This window comes from Nocardioides sp. (assembly GCF_035547795.1).
Lineage (GTDB): Bacteria > Actinomycetota > Actinomycetes > Propionibacteriales > Nocardioidaceae > Nocardioides.
Window position 1 is genome coordinate 1 of the sequence record NZ_DASZUF010000050.1, and the last position, 21459, is coordinate 21459.

Below are 21459 nucleotides of genomic sequence, written 5' to 3' on the forward strand. Positions count from 1 at the left end.
ACCGGGATAGCGGCGGAAGATCTGCGCCATCTCCTCCCCGCTGCGCAGGTACGCCGGAGATGCCGGCAGCCAGCCGTCCATCTCCGCCAGGCTGCGCCGGGCGCGGATCGCCGCCATCGCGCTCGCCAGCCGGGCCGCCGAGGGCGTGGCGGCGTGGACGTTGCCGGTGGCGACCGTGGGAAGGCGCAGATCGGCGGCGATCCCGGCGAGCAGGTCGTTGGCGCGCTGATCGCCGGGATGGCCATGGTCGCTCAGCTCCACCACGACGTTGGGCCGCCCGAACCTGGCCATCAGCGTCTCGACCGCGTCGCGGCCGCGGAAGCCCTTCCGGCAGCCGGTCAGGACCAGCCAGTGACCCTCCGCACGTTCGGCGAGCTCGTCGAGGTCATAGACCGGCTTGCCCTTCTCATCACCGCGCAACTGGGCCTCGGTGATCGCCCCCGAGAGCCGGTGATAGCCCTCGACTCCGCGGGCCAGCACCAGCAGATGGGTGCCCTCGGGGTCGGGCACGCCGAGCTGTGGGGCGGTCAGCCCCAGGGAGAGCTCGGCGCCGTACACGGTCTTGAGAGGGCTGCCACTGGCCTGGGCGGTCTCGGCGAACAGCGGCGCACCGTAGAACCCGTCGTGGTCGGTGATGGCGAGCCCGTGCAGTCCCAGCCGGATCGCCTCGACGACGAGCAGATCGGGGCCGCTGGCACCGTCGAGGAAACTGAAGTTGGAGTGACAGTGCAACTCGGCGTACGGCGTCACCGGACCCTCGGGTGCGGTGACCTCGATCCGCTCGGCACGACGCTTGCGCCGCGAGACCGGCGCATCGCCGTACGGGTCCTCGGGCGGCCGGCCCGAGAGCCGTCGCTCCAGTTCCTTCCACGGCAACGGCGGGTTGTTCCAGCCCATCAGGATCCCTGCATGTTCGTCGAGGTATGCAGCCGAATCCGCACTTCCCGGGTGGAACTCCGCATGGGAAGCGTCGGTTGACCCGCATACCTCGATGAACCAACGTGCCTAGTCATACGCCGCCTCGGTGACCCAGGCCGACCCGTCGAAGGTGACCAGCCAGGCGCGGCCGTCGACGCCGACCATCTGGAAGCGGACCAGCCGGCGGCCGCCCTCCCACCAGCGCTCGTCGACCGGCCAGGGCCCGGCCCAGGCCGCGACCGGCTGCCAGCCCTCGGCCGCGCCGGGCCGGAAGCGGGCCGGCTCGCCGGTCATCGATCCACGGTCGAGTACGGCGACAGGCCGCCCGGCGGCGTCGAGCACCCCGGCCGCCCACGGCGCGGGGAAGACCCGAGCGGGTGCCGGCGGCGGGATGGAGCCGGGCCAGGGCAGCTCCCGCGGCCGCAGCCCGGCGGGCCGCTCGCCCCACGGCACCATCGCCTGCCGGTCAGCCGGCGAGCGACCGCCCTGGAGCACCGGGGCAACGACCGCCTCGTGACCGAGCATCCCCTGCACCCGGGCGATCCCACGCTCCACCCGGGCGTCGGTGCCGCCCCACAGCCCGTCGGCGTGATCGGCCTCCGGCACCACCGTCTCGGGCGTGAACCGCACCCGGGTGACGGCGGCCCTGATGTCGCCGACCCGCAGCGAGCCGACCAGCTGCCAGTGCAGCCGGTCGATCACGTCGGCGGCGGCGAACCAGCGCGGGTGCAACCAGCGCCGCTCGGAGGCGAGCGCGCCGTCGGCCTCGACGCCGACCAGCAGCTCGGTGCAGACCAGCTGCCGCTCGGCCAGCCCGGCCACGAACCGCTCGGCGGTCCGCCGCGCTGAGAAGCAGACCGCCTCGGCCGACTCCAGGGGCGGCTCGAAGTCGACCTGGCCGACCAGCTCCGGCGGCGGGGTCCGGGTGCTCAGCGGGCGGGCACCACCACCGTGGAGAACCCGATGCACCCACGCGGCCCGGCTGCCGAAGCGGGCCCCGACGCTACCCGTGGGCAGCTGCGCCAGGTCACCCAGCGTGGTCAGCCCGAGCCGGCGCAGCAGGCTGACCGTCCCGCTGCCGTCGGCCTCGTCGAGCACCTCCACCGGCAGGGTGCGCAGGAACATGCCCGACTCTCCCGGTGGTACGACGCAGGTCTCCTGCAGCGGCGCCAGCCGGGCCGCCTGCTCGGCGGTGAACAGCTCGTCGGCGACCCCGATCCGCACGTCGCGGATCCCCAGCCCGACCACGCACTCGGCGATCACCGCGCCGGCCTCGGGCTCGCCGCCGTAGAACCGGCCCGGCGAGCGCAGCGCGGCCAGCCCCGGCCGCAGCGGGGCCACCCCGGGGCGCAGCTCCTCCAGCGCCGCGAGCACCCGCTCGAACGCCCGTGCCTCTCGCTCGGGCACCTGGTCGAGCACCAGCAGCTCGGCACAGCGGGCCTGGGCGTCCCGGCGGCGCATGCCGCGGCGTACCCCGAACTCGCGGGCGGCGCCGTTGCACGCCTGCACGAGATTGGCCGCGAACACCGCCGCCGGCAGGTGACCGGGCAGGTCGCGCTCGGCCAGCGCCGCGACCACCGGCCAGTCCGGGCACCAGACCACGAGGGTGCGCATCAGCCCACCTCCCGGACCGCCACCGGGCGCCCCGCGGGGGCGACATCGCTGTCGGGGGACGGCAGCCACAGGTCGGTACGCCGGGGCGGGGCGGCACCGCGGCGTACCTCCACCGTCAGCCGGCGCGCCCGCAGCTGCCCCTCACCACGGCCGATGCCCTCCCAGCGCGGCTCGGCGAGCCGCACCGAGGCCTCGGCGCGCGGCCACGGGCCGAGCGAGACCAGCGCCGCGCCACGCTTGCGCAGCCGGGCGGCGAGCCGCCCCGCGGTCGACTCCGGCACACGGCCGGGCGGACGGACCAGCACCAGGGCCGCGACGTCGACCAGGGCCGCCGTCGCCTCCAGCCACGACTCCCCCGGCTCGGGCACCAGGATGGTGCGCTCCAGCACCACGCCCAGCTCGGCGGCCGCCTCGACGCCGAAGTCCGGCATGCCGACCACCGCGCACCAGGCCCCCGCCCGTGACGGACCGGCCAACAGCGCGAGGGCGACGCAGGCGCCGTCGACCTCGTAGGACCCGCCGGCCCGCAGCCGGACCGCCCGGGCCAGCCCCGGCAGCGCCGCCAGCTCCGGCCGCGCCTGACCGTCCTCGAGCCGGCGCATGCGCTCCCGCAGCCGGTCGATCTCGGCGGTCCGGGTCAGGAGTGCAGTGGCCACACCCCATGTTCGAACAGTTGTTCGAACAAATCAAGCGAGCGTGGCGACGTACTCCTCGATCTTTGCCCGTGCCTCCGCACCGAGCGCCTCGATCCCGACCAGGGTGGCACGCAGCGAGTGGTCGAGGTTGAGCGCCTTGAACAGCGTGGTCACGGTGACGCCGTGGTCGGGCCGGTGCACGACCTCGATCTCGTCGCCGGCCTGCAGCACGCCCTCCTCCAGCACCCGCAGATAGGGACCGGGGCGCGCCTCGGCGGTGAATCGCTTGACCCACCGGGCGTTGTCGTGGCCGAGGACGCCGATCCAGTTCTTGAAGTCGTTGCACGGGGTGCGCACGTGGCAGATCTCCAGCAGCACCGACCCGATCCGCCAGCGCTCACCGACCAGCGACTCGTTCACGTCGATGCCCTCGGTGGTGAGGTTCTCCGCGAACTGGCCGTCGTGCAGGGTCGCGCCCAGCCGCGCGGCCCACAGGTCGAGATCCTCGCGGGCGAAGACATAGACCGCCTGGTCGGGGCCGCCGTGCCACTTGGTGTCGGAGACGACGTCGCCGACCAGCCCGTTGCGGTGCACCTTCACCGGCCCCGAGACGGCCCGCTTGTCCATCGAGGTGTAGCCCAGTCCCGCCCAGGAAGCGTCCTTCGGACGGCCGACATTGACGGATCGGACGCACGGCATGGCGACATCCTCGCATCGCGGCCGCCGCCCTGTCTCGCCGTTATCCCTGGACGGCCTTGGCGATGCTCAGCATGGCGGTGATCCGGTCACGGTCGGGGACGGCGTTGTCCTCCAGTTCGCCCTTGATGGTGACCAGCATCCGCACGATCACCCAGTCACGGGCACGGTCCTCGTCGAGTCCCGCGGCGTCCACGAGCGAGAGGAACCGGTCCCGGACGCCGGCACGGACCCGACCGGCGTACTCGTCGAAGCGGTTCCACAGCATCGGCGCGAGCTCGTAGTGCGGGTCGCCGGAGAGCGGCTTGGGGTCGATCGCCAGCCACTCCTCGCGGTCGCCGGCCAGGACGTTGTGGAAGTGCAGGTCGGTGTGGACCAGCACGCCGTCGGTCGCCTCGTCGCCGGCCAGGTCGCGGGCCAGCGAACGCGCCTGCTCGACCATCCGTCGCGGCACCGGCAGCTCGGCCTCGCCGAGCTCCTCCGCCCACCGGGCGCACTGCGCCGAGAGCCGCCGCAACTGCGGTGGCGCCGGCACGTGCAGCCGCCGGTAGAGCCCGGCCACGACCTCACACGCCTGGAGGTCCCACAGCTCGCCGAGATCCTCGCGGTGCAGTCGCTCCAGCAGCAGCGCCCACCGGTGCGGGTCGGCGCGCAGCAGCTGGACCGCGCCGTGGCCGTGCCAGTGCTGCAGCGCGAGCGCCTCGTACTCGGCCTCCCAGTGCGGCCACCCGATCTTCAGTACGGCGGGGCGCCCGGCGTCGGTGCGCACCGGCAGCACCAGCGCGGTGTTCCCGTGAGCCGGCGCGCCGTCCGGCGCCAGCGACCACTCCGCCAGCAGCTCCCGGACCAGCCGCGGGAGACGGCCGACCCAGGAGGCCCAGCCCGGCCCGCGGTCGGCGTATGCCTGCAGGGTCGGCGGGATCAGGGTCATCGCCGGCGGGTGGGATCGATCACTTCTTGCTCTTGTCCCCCGAGGGCTGGGTGGTGGACAGCGCGGCGATGAAGGCCTCCTGGGGCACCTCGACCCGGCCGACCATCTTCATCCGCTTCTTGCCCTCCTTCTGCTTCTCCAGCAGCTTGCGCTTGCGCGTGATGTCACCGCCGTAGCACTTGGCCAGGACGTCCTTGCGCATCGCGCGGATGGTCTCGCGGGCGATCACCCGGGCGCCGATGGCGGCCTGGATGGGCACCTCGAACTGCTGCCTGGGGATGAGCTCCTTGAGCTTGCCGGCCAGCATCACGCCATAGGAGTACGCCGCGTCGCGGTGCACGATCGCGCTGAACGCGTCGACCGGGTCGCCGTGCAGCAGGATGTCGACCTTGACCAGGTCGGCGGCCTGCTCCCCGGAGAATTCGTAGTTGAGGCTTGCGTAGCCCTTGGTGCGGCTCTTGAGCTGGTCGAAGAAGTCGAAGGCGATCTCGCCCATCGGCAGCGTGTAGCGCATCTCGACGCGGTCCTCGGACAGGTAGTCCATGCCGAGCAGCGTGCCGCGCTTGTTCTGGCACAGCTCCATGATCGTGCCGATGTAGTCGCTCGGGCTCAGGATGGTGGCCTTGACCACCGGCTCGCGAACCTCGGCGATCTTGCCCTCGGGATACTCCGACGGGTTGGTCACCTCGACCTCGGAGCCGTCCTCCATCCGGACGTGGTAGACGACGTTGGGGGCGGTCGAGATCAGGTCGAGGTTGAACTCCCGCTCCAGCCGGTCTCGGGTGATCTCCATGTGCAGCAGGCCGAGGAAGCCGCACCGGAAGCCGAAGCCGAGCGCGCCGGAGGTCTCCGGCTCGAAGGTCAGCGCGGCATCGTTGAGCTGGAGCTTCTCCAGCGACTCGCGCAGCGTCGGGTAGTCGTCGCCGTCGATCGGGTAGAGCCCGGCGAACACCATCGGGTTGGGGTGCTCGTAGCCGCCCAGCGCTTCGGTGGCGCCGTTGTGCTGCGACGTCACCGTGTCGCCGACGCGCGACTGGCGCACGTCCTTCACCCCGGTGATGAGGTAGCCGGTCTCGCCCACGCCGAGGTCGCCGGCCTTGACCGGCTCGGGGCTGATCACGCCCAGCTCGAGCATCTCGTGGGTGGCGCCGGTCGACATCATCTTGATCCGGTCGCGGTGGGTGAGCTTGCCGTCGAAGACCCGGACATAGGTGACCACGCCGCGGTAGGTGTCGTAGACCGAGTCGAAGATCAGCGCGCGCGCCGGCGCGTCCGGATCGCCGACCGGGGCCGGGGTCTGGGCGACGATCTGGTTGAGCAGGTCCTCGACGCCCAGACCGGTCTTCGCGCTGACCTGCAGCACGTCCTCGGGCTCGCAGCCGACCAGGTTGGCCAGCTCGGCGGCGTACTTCTCCGGGTTGGCGCTGGGCAGGTCGATCTTGTTCAGCACCGGGATGATGTGCAGGTCCGCGCCCATGGCCAGGTAGAGGTTGGCCAGCGTCTGCGCCTCGATACCCTGGGCGGCGTCGACGAGCAGGATCGCCGCCTCACACGCCTGCAGCGACCTGCTGACCTCGTAGGTGAAGTCGACGTGACCGGGCGTGTCGATCATGTTGAGCACGTACGTCGTGCCGGCGTTCTCGCCCGCGGTGACCGTCCACGGCATCCGCACGGCCTGCGACTTGATGGTGATGCCGCGCTCACGCTCGATGTCCATCCGGTCGAGGTACTGCGCCCGGGCGGCGCGCTCGTCGACGACGCCGGTGAGCTGCAGCATGCGGTCGGCCAGGGTGGACTTGCCGTGGTCGATGTGCGCGATGATGCAGAAGTTGCGGATGATCGCGGGATCGGTGGATCCGGGCACAGGTGCGGTCATGATCCGCCCATTCTCCCTTGTCAGTATTGATGGAACCAAAGGGAGAGGTACGCCGACTGTCCCGGGCAGGTCACGTCGCGGTCCCGATCGCCTCCCACCCACTGCCCGAGGACCGCCGCGCCACCCTGGAACATCCAGGCGCCATCGCAGCGGCGCAGCGCCTCGGCCCGGCCCCGGCTGCCGGCCGGCCGCCACTCCGGCAGGCCCAGCCGGAGGTCGCCCACGACCCGGTGCCACAGCGAGGCGATCGAGTAGACGCCGACGTCGTAGCCACTGTCGGCGTAGCCCCGGGCCGCACCCCGGACGACCGCCGCGTTCGCCGCGGTGTCGGTGCCCCAGTCGAAGTCCTTCACGGGCTCGACGTCGAGCCACACGATCGGCGTGCGGAGCCCGGCCGCGCGCATGGTGGCGACGTTGAACAGCGCCTCCTGGTAGCCGACGTTGGCCAACCGCCCGCTCGACGTGCCCTTGTCGAAGGGCCCCTTCGGCCCGAAGGTGGCGAGCTGGTCGCCGTAGGGCGCGCTGACGATCGAGTACGCCGCGGCCAGCAGGTGCTGCCGCCTCACCCAGGCGACCTGGTCGGCGAGGCACGGGTTGGCCACGAAGCCGGGGCCGTTGGTCAGGCCGAGCACCACGAACCGTGCCGAGGGCAGCGGCATCGGCTTGCCCTCGGTGCGCTTCTGCGGAATGCCCAGGCCCTCCGGGCACTGCGGCCAACTGGCGTCACCGCCCTCGACGACGCCGCGGGCGGAGGCGGTCGGCAGCGGCGGGATGGTGATCGAGGCGGCTGTGGACGGGCTGCCACCGGGGCTGGTGGGCGCCGTGCGCGGCGCTCCCGCCGGGGGCGCCGGGGCGGTCGGTGTCGGACTCGGGTCCGGGTCGGCGCTGGTCGCCGTACCACCGCAGGCGGCGAGGCCGAGGAGGAGCACCATCGCCGCGAGGATCCGCACGCGCCCGATCCTCGCATGCACGTTCCCCCAACGTTCCCCTGGTGCTCACCCGGTGGCGCCACCGCCACGACAGGGTCGTGCCATGACCGCTCTCAATCGCCGCGCGGTGCTGGGCAGCACCGCAGCGCTCGGAGCCGGTCTCGTTCTCGGGACCGCGCTCGACCAGCCCGCCCTCGCCACGCCGCGCCGCCTCGGCGCGCCTGCCCTCGTCCGGTCCGGCCGTCCGGTCCTCACCCATGGCGTCCAGGCCGGTGACGCGATCGCCGACTCGGTGATGCTGTGGTCGCGCGTCGACCGCCCGGCCCGACTGGTCGCCGAGATCTCGCCGGACCCCTCCTTCCGCCGCGCTCGCCGGGTGATGGGCCCGGTGGTCGGCCCCGACACCGACCTCACCGGCCAGATCCGGGTCTTCGGGCTGCCGACGTCGACCGATCTCTTCTACCGGATCACCGCGCACGACCAGCACGCCCACGGGCTGACCAGCGAGCCGCTGGTCGGCCGGTTCCGCTCGGGCGCGACCGGGCGGGAGGACATCCGCTTCATCTGGTCGGGCGACATCGCCGGGCAGGGCTGGGGCGTGAACCCGGACCTCGGCGGCTATCGGATCGTCGACGCGATGCGCCGCGCCGGCGCGCACTTCTTCCTGTGCTCGGGCGACAACTGTTACGCCGACGGCCCGCTGGAGGAGACGGTCACGCTGCCCGACGGCCAGATCTGGCGCAACATCGTCACCGAGGAGAAGCAGCAGGTCGCGCAGACGCTCGACCAGTACCGCGGGCAGTTCAAGTACAACATGCTGGCCGACAACTACCGGGCCTTCCTGGCCGAGACCGCACAGGTCACCCAGTGGGACGACCACGAGGTGCTCAACAACTGGTATCCGGGGGAGGTGCTCGAGGACCGGCCCGGGTTCGCACCCGGGACCAAGGTGGACACGCTGGCGGCGTACTCCCACCGCGCCTTCCACGAGTACATCCCGGTCGCGCCCATCTCGCCGGACAAGGAGGGCCGGATCTACCGGGTGATCCACCACGGGCCGCTGCTCGACCTGTTCATCCTCGACATGCGCACCCACAAGGACCCGAACACCACCGACCTGGAGACCGTCCCCGACGGCGGCCTGCTCGGCGAGACCCAGACCCGCTGGCTGCTGCGCGAGCTGAAGCGGTCGAAGGCGACCTGGAAGGTGATCGCCAACGACCTCCCGATCGGCCTGGTCGTCCCGGACGGCACCAATCAGGAGTCGTCGTCCAACGGCGACAACGGTGCGCCGCTGGGCCGCGAGCACAACATCGCCACGATCCTCTCCGCGCTCAAGCGCGAGGGCATCCGCAACCACGTCTGGCTCACCGCCGACGTGCACTACACCGCGGCCCACCACTACTCCCCCGAGCGAGCGGCGTACCAGGACTTCGATCCGTTCTGGGAGTTCGTCTCCGGGCCGCTCAATGCCGGCGCCTTCGGGCCCAACGTCTTGGACGGCACGTTCGGGCCCAGCCAGGTCTACGCGAACACGCCGGCGCGGCAGAGCGCCTCGCCGCTGGAAGGCTGGCAGTTCTTCGGCCAGGTCGACATCGACGCGCACACCCGTCAGCTCACCGTGACCCTGCGCGACGTGGACGGTGCGGCCCTGTTCAGCCAGACGCTGGATCCCGCTCCGCGCTGAGGCCCCCCGCTGATCGCGCTCGCCCGCATGGCCGAGGATATGCGGGTGAGCGCGATCCCTCTCGACTTCCCGGTGGGCCGCACCGCCCGGCGGCTCGGCTGGGTGCACCTGCCGCCCGCCGTACGCACCGCCGTGGAGAGGCGGCTGGGCTCGCGGGTCGTGGACGCCACCTCCTGCGACGCCGGCTTCACCCCCGGCCTGGCGTCGGTGGTGACCTGCGCGGACGGCTCGCGCCACTTCCTCAAGGCGGCCTCGACGAAGGCGCAGAAGTACGCCGCCGACGCCTACCGTGTCGAGGCTCGCAAGCTGCGCACCATGCCGCCGTCGGCGCCCGCCCCGCGACTGCGATGGGTGCACGAGGCCGACGACTGGGTGGTGCTCGGCCTGGAGTACGTCGAGGGTCGGGCCCCGGAGCGGCCGTGGAGCGACGCCGACCTGACGGCGTGCTCGGACATGCTGGTCGCGGCGGCCGGGCAGCTCACCCCGGCGCCCGGACTCGGCGTGACCACCTTCGCCGAGGAGCTCGGCTCCTGGGCATCACTGTGGGACCGGCTCGGCGGCCTGCCCCACGCGGCCGAGTGCGGCGAGCTCGCGGGCAGGATCGCGGAGGTGAGTGCGGGCGAGACGCTGGTGCACTGTGACGTCCGCGACGACAACCTCATCCTGGCGCCCGACGGCCGGGTGTGGCTGTGCGACTGGAACTGGCCGGTCCGGGGCGCGGCCTGGCTCGACTCGCTCATCCTGCTGATCGGACCGTGCGGCGACGGGCTCGACGTGGAGGCACACATCGCCGCCCACCCCCTGCTCGCCGACGTCGAACCCGACCACATCGATGTGGTGCTCGCCCATCTGCTCGGCTACTTCACCGCCTCCGCGGATCTGCCGCGGGTGAGCAACTCGCCGTACCTGCGCACCATGGCGGCCTGGCAGCGCGACGTGATCCACCGGTGGCTGGCGCGGCGGCGCGGCTGGCGGATTTGAGGCGCTTCGCGGGCCGCTGCTAGCCTTGGTGGTCGCGTGTTCGCGTAGGCCTCTCCCCTCTCACTCCCACGAGAGGCCGGATGAGAGCCCGCACCATCACACGCCCGAAGACTGGAGAGCACGAAGCACATGGCGAACATCAAGTCGCAGATCAAGCGCAACAAGCAGAACCTGAAGGCTCAGGAGCGCAACAAGGCGGTCAAGAGCGAGCTCAAGACCGCGATCCGCAAGTTCCGCGAGGCCGCCGAGGCCGGCGAGAAGGAGACCGCCGTCAAGCTCGGCCAGGTCGCCAACCGCCTGCTGGACAAGGCCGCCTCGAAGGGCGTCATCCACAAGAACCAGGCCGCCAACCGCAAGTCGGCGGTCTCCAAGAAGGCCAGCTCTCTCTGAGGCTCCGCGAATCGGGGGTCTTGCACCCTCGAGTCGGGGATCTTGCCCATCGGCTGGTGTCGTCAGACGCCAGCCGATGAGTCATTTTCGGGAAGAACCCACGACTCGAGGGTGCGGAACCCCCGATTCAGCGCTCCCGCAGCCCGGCGAGGGTCAGGACCAGCCGCTCGAGGGTGTACTCCGGGTCGCTGGCGGCGCCCTTGAGGTCGGCGTCGGCCTGCGCCACCGCGCGGATCGCGGCGGCCAGTGAGGCGTCGCTCCAGCCGCGGGCCACCACGGGCAGCTTCTTGAGCTGGAACGGGTTGATGCCGCCTCGGTTGCCGCCGACGTAGTTGGCCAGGGTGCGCAGCTGCCCAGCCACGCTGCTGAGCAGGTAGACCGGGCTGACGCCGGTCTCGATCGCCCAGCGCACGCCCTCCATCGCCTGCAGCCGTCGGCCGGCCAGCATCGCGTCGGCGATCTCGAAGTTCTTCACCTCGGCACGGCCGCCGAAGTACTGCGCCACCTGGGTCTCACCCAGCCGCACGCCCGGGAAGTCGGTGACCAACTGCTCGACGGCGGAGGCGAGCATCCGCAGGTTCTCCCCGACAGCCTGCACCAGGGCCGCCGCCGCCTCGTTGTCGATCCGGGCGCCACGCGCCTGGCACTCGCCGACCACGAACTTGGGCAGGTCCCACGGCTTGATCTCCGCCGACTTCACCTCGGTGACCCCGGCCAGCTTGCGCAGCTTGGCCAGCGTGCCGCTGCCTCGGGGGCCGCCGCCGTGGACGAGCACGAGGGCGACGTCCTCCACGGGGGCCGCGGCGTACTCGAGGAGGCCAGCGACCGACTCCTCGGGCAGGTTCTCCAGCGACCTGACCACCACGCAGCGCACGCTGGAGAACAGGCTCGGCGCGCTCAGCTCCCCCAGCGTCGCCAGGGTCAGGTCGGAGGCGACGGTCTCGGAGAACTCGGCCTCCGGATCGTGCTCCCGCACCGCGGCGCGGACGGCCCGGACCGTGCGCTCGCTGAGGAACTCCTCCTTGCCCGTCACCAGCGTGACGCGAGCCAGGACGTCGGCGGGTCGAGGTGTGCTGGTCATGATGCCGTCAGCCTGCCACAGCGCTCCGTCAGGTTCGGCGTTCGGGCCCGTGGCTGGATCCGACTCGCTAAGGTCGACTGTTGGCGGCGCGCCCAGGGCGGGCCGCCTCCCCCACCCCCGAAGCATCCGGAGTGCTGATGTCTGTTCCGATCCGCACCGTCGCGCTGGGCGCGGCGATCGCGCTCACCGTCCCCGTTCTCGGCATCACGGCGGCCGACGCCCATGTGGCCCAGGCCGGCACGCGGCATGCGGCGCCGGTGGCGGCGCGCAGCCTGCTGGGCGACGACCCCAAGAACATCAACGGCAAGGGCCCGCTCAAGGTGAAGCTGACCAACACCGCGGACGGGCGGATCAAGGTGCACTGGAAGGGCAAGGGGCCGAGGAAGAACTTCAAGCCCTGGAAGATCGTCACTTCCACCTCGCGCAAGCTCAACACCGACCGGCACGTCTATCACGTGAAGGGCAAGAAGCGGTCGGTCGTGGTCAAGCGGGCGCCCGGCGTCACGCCCGCCTCCGGCGACTACACGTTCGTGAAGGTCTACGCCAAGCGCAAGCACGGCCTCAAGGGCGGCAGCAGCCCGGTGCATTGGATCCAGGCGCCGGTGACCGCGGTCCCTACCGGCAATGATCGCCTGGACATCGCCACCTTCAACGTCCGTGACGCGGACCTCGACACGGGCACGTTCTCCTGGGCCAACCGGCGGCCTCGGGTTGCCGCGACGATCCGCAACAGTGGCGCCGGCATCGTGAACCTGCAGGAGGCCAGCGGCCAGCACGGGAACGACCTCTACCAGATGCACGACATCGCGGCCGACACCGGTTACCAGCTCGTCAACGGCGACTACTACCGGACCGCAGGGGGCGCGATCACCGGCATCCAGGGCGCCCGGATCCTCTATAACCCGGCGCTCTACACCGTCGTCAACCAGGGCGCGCAGCTGCTTTCGGGACAGCCGCGGTGGTTGGAGTGGGCCGAGTTCGAGGAGAAGGCCACCCACAAGCGCTTCTTCGACGTGTCGATCCACCTCGACAGCGGCAACAGCGCCGCCGACGAGAAGAGCAGGGCGAAGGAGGCCTCGGACGTGATCCAGCTCGCCCGGGCGCTCGCCAGCTCGGACGGCGGCCATGAGGTCATCGTGGCCGGTGACAGCAACTCCACGATCTACAGCAAGCCGAAGGGGCTTGTGCACCGGGCGTTCATCAGTGCGGGTTTCTACGACGCGTTCGCGACCAGGAACATCTCCGGGCAGGCGTACCCGACCACGAACGACTTCCACTTCCCGGTGTCCACCGGCCCCTTCCGCCGCGACGTGATCCTCACGTTCAACGGCCCGCAGGGCTCGTTCTGGTACCGCAACCTCGCCTACACCAGCGCGGACCAGGCCGCCTCGGACCACTTCATGCAGGTGGCCGAGCTGCCGCTGGGCTGACACTCGCGGCCGCGGGTGGTCTCGTCTCAATGCGTCACCACCCGCGGCCCATCGGCGGACGGTACGACGGCGACCGACCCGTCGCGGTCGGTCCGCAACACCCGCACCCCGGCCTCGGCGAGGGGGTCGAGCGTCGATGCGGCCGGATGGCCGTAGTCGTTGTGGGCACCCACAGACGCGATCGCGACCTTCGGGTGCAGTGAGAGCAGCCAGTCCTCGTCCTGGTAGCGACTGCCGTGGTGTGGGATCTTGAGCACGTCGACCTGCAGGCCGGGCAGCGCTCGGGCGATCGCCTCCTGACCGTCGGGCTCGACGTCACCGGTCAGCAGCAGCCGCAGGCCGGGGGTCTGGGCCAGCAGCACCACGCTGGCACCGTTGGCGGTCGAGCCGTCGCCGGGACCCATCGTCGGAGAGTCCGGCAGCGGCCACAGCACCTGGAGGGTCACCTCGCCGATGCTCACGCTCGCGCCGTACGGCGCCGGAACCGGCACCACCCGCGCTCGGCGAGCGGCCTGTTGCAGCCGCGCCACGCCCTCGGGTGGATCCTGCAGCCTGGTCGTCCAGATCGCGTCGACCCGCCGACCGTCCACGACGGCGTCGACACCGTCGACATGGTCGGCGTGGAAGTGGGTGAGCACGAACAGCTGAACCTCGCGCACGCCCAGCCGGTCGAGGCACTCGTCCATCGGCCGCGGGTCGGGGCCGGCGTCGATCACGATCGCCCGATGTGGACCGGTGGAGAGCACGGTGCCGTCCCCCTGGCCCACGTCGCACACCACATAGGCCCAGCCGCTCGGCGGCCAGCCCGGGGCCGGCAGCCGGGTGAGCACCACGACGACCAGCGCCATGCAGCAGGCGATACCGAGCCCGCGTCGGCGCAGCAGCCGCGGCAGCCACAGCCCCAGGGCGACGGTGAGGACGACGAGGGCCGCGACGGCCAGCGGTCCGCTCCCCCAGTCGACCGCGGCCGTCGGCAGCGCCGCACCATGCCGGGCGACCAGGACGATCCAGCCGACGCACCACGAGGCCAGCAGTCCACAGCACCGGCCCAGCCACGACCAGCCGAGCCCGGTCAGGCCGCCGAGGAGGCCGAGCACCGTGGCAGGCCCCACGGCCGGCTCGGCCAGCAGGTTGGCGCCGACGGCGACCAGGCTGACCTGGCCGGAGATCACCGCGATCAGCGGCGTGCAGGCCAGCTGCGCGGCCGCCGGCACCGCGATCGCCTCCGCGAGCCAGCGCGGCAGCCACCGGCCGAGCGCATCGCGCCACGGCGGGCCGAGCAGCAGGATGCCGGCGGTGGCCAGCACCGAGAGGGCGAACCCGACCGACGTGGCCAGGGACGGATCGACCAGCATCAGCACGACCACCGCCGCCCCCAGCCCGCGCAGGGCACGACCGCGACCGTTGTGGCCCATGGCGAGCAGGCCGACGCCACCCATCGCCGCGGCTCTCAGCACGCTGGGCTCGGTGCGGGCGAGCAGCACGAACCCGGCGATGCCGAGCACCGCGACCAGATGGAGCCAGCGACCCCGGACGCCCACGCCGCGTGCGACCAGCAGCAGGAACCCCACCACCAGGGTCAGGTTGGTGCCCGAGACCGCCAGCAGGTGGGTCAGCCCGGTGGTGCGGAAGTCGTCGGCGAGGGCGTCGTCCAGCCCGCTCTCGTCACCGTCGACCAGCGCCGGGACGATGGCCCGCTCGGCGGCCGGCCTGCTTGCGACCGACTGTCGCAGCGATGCCCGCACCCGCCCGGAGGCGCGCCACCAGGCGCTCGGGGCGCGCACCGCCCGCGGGGCGTCGCGTGCCAGCAGCAGCGCCGACGCGTCGGCGTCGTCGGCCGGGACCAGCCGCCCGGAGGTGACGACGGTCGCTCCGAGCGGCACCCGGGCCCAGGGGGCGTCGCCGAGCAGGACGACCGGCGTGCGCAGCGTGTAGGTGACGCCGCGACCGGTGACGCGCCGGACCTGGCCGCGCAGCAGCTGTTGCGTGGCGTGCGCCTCGACGACGGCGCGCGGGTCGGAGGTGATCGTCAAGACCACGTCCACCTCGGCACCGCGGCCGGCCAGGTCCACGACCGGGTTGTGCCGGACCTGTGCCGCCCGGAAGCCCGCCGCGGCGACCACCGCCAGCAGCACCAGGCCCGCGGCCAGGGCCGTGAGCCGGACCTCCGGACGCCGCCGCCCCACCAGCACTGTGATGATCGCGAGCGTGACCAGACCGGCCACCAGGCCGAGCAGCCCCGGCAGCGGTCGGGCGACCAGTGGCACCGCGACCAGGCCACCGACCCAGGCGGCCACACCGAGCAGCGGCAGCCGGAGGTCGCGCATCGGTCACACCGTCACGTGCGGGGCGAGCTTCTGCAGCGTCACCGGACCGATCCCGTCGACCTCGAGGAGCTCTTGGACCGAGGTGAAGCCGCCGTTCTCCTCGCGCCACTCGATGATCGACTGGGCGGTGACCGGGCCGACGCCTGGCAGCGTGTCCAACTGCTCGGCGGTCGCGGTATTGAGGTTGACCGGCGCGTCGCCGGCCGGGCTGGCACCGGTGGTGGACGCAGCGCCGACCGCGGCGGCCTGTGGGGCGCCCGAGCCGACCACGATCTGCTGGCCGTCGGTCAGGACGGCGGCCAGGTTGATGCCACGCAGTGCCTTCCGGTGCGGTACGCCGCCGGCCGCCTCGAGCGCGTCGGTCACTCGAGAACCGGCCGGCACGATCACGATGCCGGGCCGCCGAACCTTCCCCTCCACGTCGACGGTCACCATGGCCGGCACGGCTCCGCCCGAGGCGGCCGGCGACGCCGCGACGCTCAGGCCGGTTGCTACCCCTGTCGCCGCCCCTGTGGCTTCTGCCGGCGTCGCGGGCAGCGTCACCAGCGGTGAGGCGGAGCGGGCCGCCGACGTGGGGCTCGCCGCCACCGCGGACGAGCGCCGGGACACCAGCAGAGCGCAGGTCAGCGCCAGCGCGCCGGAGACCAGCACCGCGATCACGACCAGATGCCACGGGCCCAGGCCGATCCGGCCGCGCAGCGGCTCGGGGACCCATGCCTCGATCGGGGTGCCCCGCCGAGCCGCGTGCCGCCCTGGCACCGGCAGGGCCGAGACGGCGGGGTCTGGAGGCGGTCCTGGATCGAGGTCGGGCACCAGCGTGTGCCCCGACCACCAGTCCGGATCGGGCTCGTCGTACTCCCCTGGATCGGGGCCGGCGCGCAACAGCTCCAACCGGCGGGTGACGGCTTCCTGGTGGGCGGTGCTGGCTCGGGTTCGCATGACGACGACGCTAGGAAGCCGCGCAGACAGGACCCACCGATGTCGACAGCCCCTGTGGAGAAGCCGGTCGGAGGGGTGGGCTGTGGACGGAACCTGGCCTGTCAGAGCGCCGGAGCGACCACCACGGCCAGCACGCCCGGCCCGACGTGGGCGGTGAGCGCGGCGCCGATCTCACCACAGCGCACCGGCGCGGCCAGTTGCTCGGCGAGCCGCTCGGTGAGCGAGTCGACCAGGGTCTGCGCGCGCTCCAGTGCGGACATGTGTGCGACGGCCACCTCGACCCGCCGCTCCTGCGCCGCCTCGACCGCCAACTCCTCGAGCCGCGACAGCGCCCGCGCAGCCGTCCGCACCCGCTCGTGCGGTACGACGCGGCCCTCGCCGATGGTCAGCAGCGGCTTGACCGCGAGCGCCGAACCGAGCAGCGCCGTGGCCGCCCCGATCCGGCCGCCACGCCGTAGGTACTCCAGCGTGTCGACGTAGAACAGCGACCGAGTCGCGGAGGAGCGCGCCAACGCCGCCGCGGCCGCGTCCTTCGCCGAGGCACCGTCGGCGACCGCCTGCACCGCTGCGAGTACGGCGAAGCCCACGCACGGACCCACCGCCCTCGTGTCGAGCGCCACCACCGGGATGGGGGCGTCGCGGGCGGCCATCCGCGCCGACTCGACCGTGCCGCTCATCTCGCCCGAGACGTGCACGGACACGACCTCGTCGTACCCCTGCTCGGCCAGTCGCGCATAGACCTCACGCAGCTTCTCCGGGGCGGGCCGGGAGGTCGACACCGGCGTCTTGTCCGCGAGCGCGGCGACCACCGCGGCGGGCGACGACTCGGGCAGGCCCTCCTCGTAGCACTCCTCGCCGATGATCACCTGGAGCGGGACCACCACGATCCCGTGCTCGGCGACCAGGTCGTCGGGGACCATCGCGGTGGAGTCCGTGACGACCGCGACGCGAGGCATGGCACAGACCCTACCGGGGGTACAGGTGCCGGACCATGACGATCGACTTCCGCGAACGCGAGGACGCCGACGACCCGCCGGAACTGTTCGGCCTCGTCCTGCTCATCGGCCTGATCGCGATGCTGACGGTGGTGTGCTGGCTCAGCCTGTGACCACGCGGCCCGCCGAAAGTGACCTCTCGACGGGCCGAAAGTGACCTCTCGACGTCAGAGCACGATGTTGACCAGCTTGGGCGCGCGCACGATGACCTTCTTCACCGGTCCGTCGAGCTCCACTGCGGCGAGCGCGGCCGCCTCCAGGTCGGCCTCGGAGATCGAGGGCGACACCTCGAGCCGGGCGCGGACCTTGCCGCGGACCTGCACCACCGCGGTGACGGTCTCGTCGACGAGCAGCTCGGGATCGACCGTCGGCCAGGGCACCCGCGCCACGGTCGCCTCGTGGCCGAGCCGCTCCCACATCTCCTCGGCCGTATAGGGCGCGACCAGCGAGAGCAGGATCGCCACCGCCTCGGCCGCCTCCCGCACGGCCGGGTCGGCCGGACCGCAGCCGGAGTCGATCGCCTTGCGGGTGGCGTTGACCAGCTCCATGGTGCGGGCCACGACCACGTTGAAGCGATAGGACTCGATCAGGTGATCGCACTCGGCCAGCGTCTTGTGGGTGACCCGGCGCAGTGCCACGTCCCCGTCCGCGGCGGGTACGCCGGGCGCCGAGGTCACGTCGCCGGCCAGCCGCCAGGCACGCTGCAGGAAGCGCGCCGACCCCGCGGGCGACACGTCGGCCCAGTCGATGTTGTCCTCCGGCGGGCTGGCGAAGACCAGGGTCAGCCGGACCGCGTCCACGCCGTACTCGTCGATCATCTCCGAGAGGTTGACGCCGTTGCCCAGCGACTTGCTCATCTTGCGGCCGCCGTTGATGACCTTGCCCTGGGAGAGGTACGCCGAGAACGGCTCGTCCCAGTCGATCAGGCCCATGTCGCGCAGCACCTTGGTGAAGAACCGCGCGTAGAGCAGGTGCAGCACCGCGTGCTCGTCGCCACCCAGGTAGAAGTCGACCGGGCCCCACTCCGCGGCCAGCCGGCTGGAGAACGCCTCGGTGTCGTCACCCGGCGAGAGGTAGCGGAAGAAGTACCACGACGAGTCCACGAAGGTGTCCATCGTGTCGGAGTCTCGCTTGGCGGGCCTGCCGCAGCGCGGGCACGGCACGTCGACCCAGTCGGCCAGCGCGGCCAGCGGCGAGACCCCCTTCGGCTTGAGGTCGGCGCCCTTCACGTCGTCGGGCAGCCGCACCGGCAGCTCGGCCTCGGGCACCGGCACCTCGCCGCACTCGCCGCAGTGCACGATCGGGATCGGGGCGCCCCAGAACCGCTGCCGCGACAGCAGCCAGTCACGCAGCCGGAAGTTGACCGTGCCCTGGCCGTGGCCCGACGCCTCCAGCGCCGCGATCGCCTTGGCGACCTCGGCGTCCTTGTCGTAGGACTGGTCGGCGTCATACACCGGCACGATCGGCAGGCCGAAGACCTCGGCGAACTCCCGGTCGCGCTCGTCGTGCGCCGGCACCGCCATGATGGCGCCGGTGCCGTAGTCGGCCAGCACGTAGTCGGCGGCCCAGACCGGGATCTGGTCGCCGGTGAGCGGGTTGGTCGCGCTCACGCCCAGGGGTACGCCGGTCTTCGCGCGGTCGGTGGCGAGCCGATCGATGTCGGAGGCCTTGCGCACCTCGACGAGGTAGTCCTCCAGCGCCTGCGCCTGATCCGGAGCAACGATCTCCTTGGCCAGCTCGGCGTCGGCGGCCACCACCATGAACGTGGCGCCACGCAGCGTGTCGGGCCGGGTGGTGAAGACGGTGACCGTCCTCGTCGTGCCATCGGCCAGGGCGATGTCGAAGTCGACGTGGGCGCCCTCGGAGCGACCGATCCAGTTGCGCTGGGCGTTGACCACCTTGCCGATCCAGGTCTTGGACAGCTCCTCGAGGCAGTCGTAGAGCTCCTGGGCGTAGGCAGTGGTCTTGAAATACCACTGCGTCAGCTCCTTCTTGGTGACCTCGGCGCCGCAGCGCTCGCAGGTGCCGTCGGCCAGCACCTGCTCGTTGGCGAGCACGGTCTGGTCGTTCGGGCACCAGTTGACCGGGCTGTTCTTCCGGTAGGCCAGGCCGCGCTCGTAGAACTTCAGGAACAGCCACTGGGTCCAGCGGTAGTACTCCGGGTCCGAGGTGTGCAGCCGGCGCGACCAGTCGAAGGAGACGCCGTAGCGGCGCATCGACTCCGCCTGGGTCTCGATGTTGGCGTAGGTGAACTCGGCCGGGTGCTGGTCTCGCTTGATCGCGGCGTTCTCGGCGGGCAGCCCGAAGGAGTCCCAGCCGATCGGGTTGAGGACGTCGTACCCCTGCTGCCACCAGTGCCGCGCCACCACGTCGTGCAGGGCGAAGACCTCGGCGTGGCCCATGTGCAGGTCACCGGAGGGGTAGGGGAACATGGTGAGCGCATAGCGCTTCTCGGCGCCCTCGCGAAGCCCCGCCTTGAACGGCTCGAGCCGCTCCCAGACGGGCCGCCACTTCTCCTGCAGCGCCGCGGCGTCGTACACGCTCTCCTGCTGCTCCTGCGTCATCCTTGGTTCCGTTCCTTCACCGATCGGATCGAACGCGTCAGATTACTCCACGCGCCCGCAGTAAGAGTCCCCGGGAGTGGTGGGGTTTGAGGGCTGGCGGCGCGGCGTGAAGACGTAGGCGGCCATCGGCGGGATCTTCGGTGTGAAACGACCAAGAGACACACTGAAGGAGATCCACCGATGGCCTTGCCCCAGTCTGCCCTGTCCGAGTTGCTCGAGGCGTTCCGCACCGGCGATGGCGTCGATCTGATCCGTGAGTCGGTCCGGGTCGCGTTGCAGGAGCTGATCGAGCTCGAAGCAACCGAACGGATCGGTGCTGCGCCCTATGAGCGCACCGAGGACCGCGTCGCCGAGCGCAACGGCCATCGGCCGCGGATGCTGACCACCACCGCCGGCGACGTCGAGTTGCGGATCCCCAAGCTGCGCAAGGGGTCGTTCTTCCCGATCATCCTCGAGCCCCGCCGCCGCATCGACCAAGCGCTCTACGCGGTGGTGATGGAGGCCTACGTCCACGGCATCTCCACGCGCAGCGTCGACGACTTGGTGGAGGCGATGGGCGGCACGGGCGTCTCCAAGTCCGAGGTCTCCCGGATCTGCGCCAACCTCGACGAGACCGTCGGTGCGTTCCGCACCCGGACCCTGGACCACGTCGAGTTCCCCTACGTCTACCTGGACGCGACCTACCTCCACGTCCGCAACGCCCCCGGCAAGGGCGGACAGGTCGTGTCGATGGCCGTGGTCGTCGCCACCGGCGTCACCGCGACCGGTGAGCGGGAGATCCTCGGCCTGGACGTCGGCGACAGCGAGGACGAGGTCTTCTGGCGCAGCTTCCTGCTGTCGCTGAAGCAGCGCGGCCTGGCGGGCGTGAAGCTGGTGATCAGCGACCAGCACTCCGGCCTGGTGAAAGCGTTGAAGCGGGCGTTCCAGGGGACCGCGCACCAGCGGTGCCGGGTCCACTTCGCCCGCAACCTGCTCGCGCACGTTCCCAAGGGGCAGGCCGACTACGTGGCTGCGGCGTTCCGGATGATCTTCGCCCAACCCACCGCCACCGATGTCCACGCGGCGTGGGACAAGACCCGTGACGAGCTCGCCGCCCGGTTCCCCAAGCTCGGGCCGTTGATGGACGAGGCGAAGGCCGAGGTCCTGGCGTTCACGGCGTTCCCGCGCGAGCACTGGCGCAAGACCTGGTCGACCAACCCGCTCGAGCGGGTCAACAAGGAGATCAAGCGCCGCGCCCGCGTGGTCGGGATCTTTCCCAACGCCGCCGCCGTGATCAGGCTCGTTGGCGCGGTGCTCATCGACATGCACGACGAGTGGATCGCCGGCGACCGCCGCTACCTGTCCGAGGGGTCGATGGCCAAGCTCTACGAGACCAGCGATACTGACCCGGTCGCCGCCATCGAGAGCAGCGACGCGTAGGCACCGAGGATCACCTCAAAGCCCACCACCCCGCGGGGCTCTGTCCC

17 protein-coding genes are annotated in these 21459 nt (G+C 71.7%); 5 read left to right on the top strand and 12 right to left on the bottom strand.

Going from position 1 to position 21459, the window contains the following annotated elements:
* From VHA72_RS03925 to VHA72_RS03955, 7 genes are all read right to left on the bottom strand, one after another.
* On the bottom strand, positions 1–897 hold an 897-nt coding region (locus tag VHA72_RS03925), incomplete at its 3' end, for a PHP domain-containing protein (RefSeq protein WP_325573138.1).
* Positions 898–1005: 108 nt separating this feature from the next.
* Positions 1006–2532, bottom strand: a complete 1527-nt coding sequence (locus VHA72_RS03930) for a DNA polymerase Y family protein (protein ID WP_325573139.1) — start codon at positions 2530–2532, stop codon at positions 1006–1008.
* Positions 2532–3188, bottom strand: a complete 657-nt coding sequence (gene imuA', locus VHA72_RS03935) for a DnaE2-dependent mutagenesis accessory factor ImuA' (protein WP_325573140.1) — start codon at positions 3186–3188, stop codon at positions 2532–2534. Before imuA' ends, VHA72_RS03930 begins: the two co-directional genes overlap by 1 nt.
* Before the next feature lie 30 nt (positions 3189–3218).
* Entirely contained in the window at positions 3219–3866 is a 648-nt protein-coding gene (locus VHA72_RS03940) for an MOSC domain-containing protein (protein WP_325573141.1), read from the bottom strand.
* 40 nt (positions 3867–3906) lie between these two features.
* A complete protein-coding gene (locus VHA72_RS03945; protein ID WP_325573142.1) occupies positions 3907–4794 on the bottom strand; it encodes an aminoglycoside phosphotransferase family protein in 888 nt (295 codons plus the stop codon).
* Positions 4795–4813: 19 nt separating this feature from the next.
* Positions 4814–6670, bottom strand: a complete 1857-nt coding sequence (gene lepA, locus VHA72_RS03950) for a translation elongation factor 4 (protein ID WP_325573143.1) — start codon at positions 6668–6670, stop codon at positions 4814–4816.
* A 20-nt stretch (positions 6671–6690) separates the two neighbouring features.
* The gene (locus VHA72_RS03955; protein WP_325573144.1) at positions 6691–7620 is read right to left on the bottom strand and encodes a hypothetical protein; all 930 of its coding nucleotides are present in this window, start codon (positions 7618–7620) and stop codon (positions 6691–6693) included.
* Positions 7621–7702: 82 nt separating this feature from the next.
* On the opposite strand from VHA72_RS03955, the gene VHA72_RS03960 reads away from it, so the two are divergent.
* From VHA72_RS03960 to rpsT, 3 genes are all read left to right on the top strand, one after another.
* A complete protein-coding gene (locus VHA72_RS03960) occupies positions 7703–9286 on the top strand; it encodes an alkaline phosphatase D family protein (protein WP_325573145.1) in 1584 nt (527 codons plus the stop codon).
* Positions 9287–9325: 39 nt separating this feature from the next.
* Positions 9326–10267, top strand: coding sequence for a protein kinase family protein (locus tag VHA72_RS03965; protein ID WP_325573154.1), 942 nt, complete (start codon positions 9326–9328; stop codon positions 10265–10267).
* Between the two features lie 129 nt (positions 10268–10396).
* The gene (rpsT, locus tag VHA72_RS03970) at positions 10397–10657 is read left to right on the top strand and encodes a 30S ribosomal protein S20 (RefSeq protein WP_325573146.1); all 261 of its coding nucleotides are present in this window, start codon (positions 10397–10399) and stop codon (positions 10655–10657) included.
* A 127-nt stretch (positions 10658–10784) separates the two neighbouring features.
* Here the strand turns inward: rpsT and holA are convergent, their stop codons facing one another.
* Entirely contained in the window at positions 10785–11738 is a 954-nt protein-coding gene (holA, locus tag VHA72_RS03975) for a DNA polymerase III subunit delta (protein WP_325573147.1), read from the bottom strand.
* A 137-nt stretch (positions 11739–11875) separates the two neighbouring features.
* On the opposite strand from holA, the gene VHA72_RS03980 reads away from it, so the two are divergent.
* Complete coding sequence (locus VHA72_RS03980) at positions 11876–13168, top strand: exonuclease/endonuclease/phosphatase family protein (RefSeq protein ID WP_325573148.1); 1293 nt, start codon at positions 11876–11878, stop codon at positions 13166–13168.
* 26 nt (positions 13169–13194) lie between these two features.
* Here VHA72_RS03980 and VHA72_RS03985 read toward each other — a convergent pair whose 3' ends face one another.
* The 4 genes from VHA72_RS03985 to leuS all read right to left on the bottom strand — a co-directional run bounded on the left by VHA72_RS03985 (position 13195) and on the right by leuS (position 19993).
* Positions 13195–15495: a ComEC/Rec2 family competence protein gene (locus VHA72_RS03985; protein WP_325573149.1), complete on the bottom strand. Its 2301-nt coding sequence runs from the start codon at positions 15493–15495 to the stop codon at positions 13195–13197.
* Positions 15496–15498: 3 nt separating this feature from the next.
* Entirely contained in the window at positions 15499–16434 is a 936-nt protein-coding gene (locus VHA72_RS03990; RefSeq protein WP_325573150.1) for a ComEA family DNA-binding protein, read from the bottom strand.
* 101 nt (positions 16435–16535) lie between these two features.
* Positions 16536–17390, bottom strand: a complete 855-nt coding sequence (locus VHA72_RS03995) for a DegV family protein (RefSeq protein WP_325573151.1) — start codon at positions 17388–17390, stop codon at positions 16536–16538.
* 206 nt (positions 17391–17596) lie between these two features.
* Positions 17597–19993: a leucine--tRNA ligase gene (gene leuS / locus VHA72_RS04000; RefSeq protein ID WP_325573152.1), complete on the bottom strand. Its 2397-nt coding sequence runs from the start codon at positions 19991–19993 to the stop codon at positions 17597–17599.
* A 180-nt stretch (positions 19994–20173) separates the two neighbouring features.
* Between leuS and VHA72_RS04005 the strand changes: the two genes are divergently transcribed.
* Positions 20174–21412 (top strand): IS256 family transposase, encoded by a 1239-nt coding sequence (locus tag VHA72_RS04005; RefSeq protein WP_325573153.1) that lies wholly within the window; start codon positions 20174–20176, stop codon positions 21410–21412.
* Positions 21413–21459: the final 47 nt, after the last annotated feature.

Bases quoted from the DNA above. Each gene is read 5' to 3' on its own strand.
- VHA72_RS03930 (WP_325573139.1), bottom strand. From the start codon at position 2,532: ATGCGCACCCTCGTGGTCTGGTGCCCGGACTGGCCGGTGGTCGCGGCG.
- VHA72_RS03940 (WP_325573141.1), bottom strand. From the start codon at position 3,866: ATGCCGTGCGTCCGATCCGTCAATGTCGGCCGTCCGAAGGACGCTTCC.
- VHA72_RS03945 (WP_325573142.1), bottom strand. From the start codon at position 4,794: ATGACCCTGATCCCGCCGACCCTGCAGGCATACGCCGACCGCGGGCCG.
- lepA (WP_325573143.1), bottom strand. From the start codon at position 6,670: ATGACCGCACCTGTGCCCGGATCCACCGATCCCGCGATCATCCGCAAC.
- VHA72_RS03960 (WP_325573145.1), top strand. From the start codon at position 7,703: ATGACCGCTCTCAATCGCCGCGCGGTGCTGGGCAGCACCGCAGCGCTC.
- VHA72_RS03965 (WP_325573154.1), top strand. From the start codon at position 9,326: ATGCGGGTGAGCGCGATCCCTCTCGACTTCCCGGTGGGCCGCACCGCC.
- rpsT (WP_325573146.1), top strand. From the start codon at position 10,397: ATGGCGAACATCAAGTCGCAGATCAAGCGCAACAAGCAGAACCTGAAG.
- holA (WP_325573147.1), bottom strand. From the start codon at position 11,738: ATGACCAGCACACCTCGACCCGCCGACGTCCTGGCTCGCGTCACGCTG.
- VHA72_RS03980 (WP_325573148.1), top strand. From the start codon at position 11,876: ATGTCTGTTCCGATCCGCACCGTCGCGCTGGGCGCGGCGATCGCGCTC.
- VHA72_RS03985 (WP_325573149.1), bottom strand. From the start codon at position 15,495: ATGCGCGACCTCCGGCTGCCGCTGCTCGGTGTGGCCGCCTGGGTCGGT.
- VHA72_RS03990 (WP_325573150.1), bottom strand. From the start codon at position 16,434: ATGCGAACCCGAGCCAGCACCGCCCACCAGGAAGCCGTCACCCGCCGG.
- VHA72_RS03995 (WP_325573151.1), bottom strand. From the start codon at position 17,390: ATGCCTCGCGTCGCGGTCGTCACGGACTCCACCGCGATGGTCCCCGAC.
- leuS (WP_325573152.1), bottom strand. From the start codon at position 19,993: ATGACGCAGGAGCAGCAGGAGAGCGTGTACGACGCCGCGGCGCTGCAG.
- VHA72_RS04005 (WP_325573153.1), top strand. From the start codon at position 20,174: ATGGCCTTGCCCCAGTCTGCCCTGTCCGAGTTGCTCGAGGCGTTCCGC.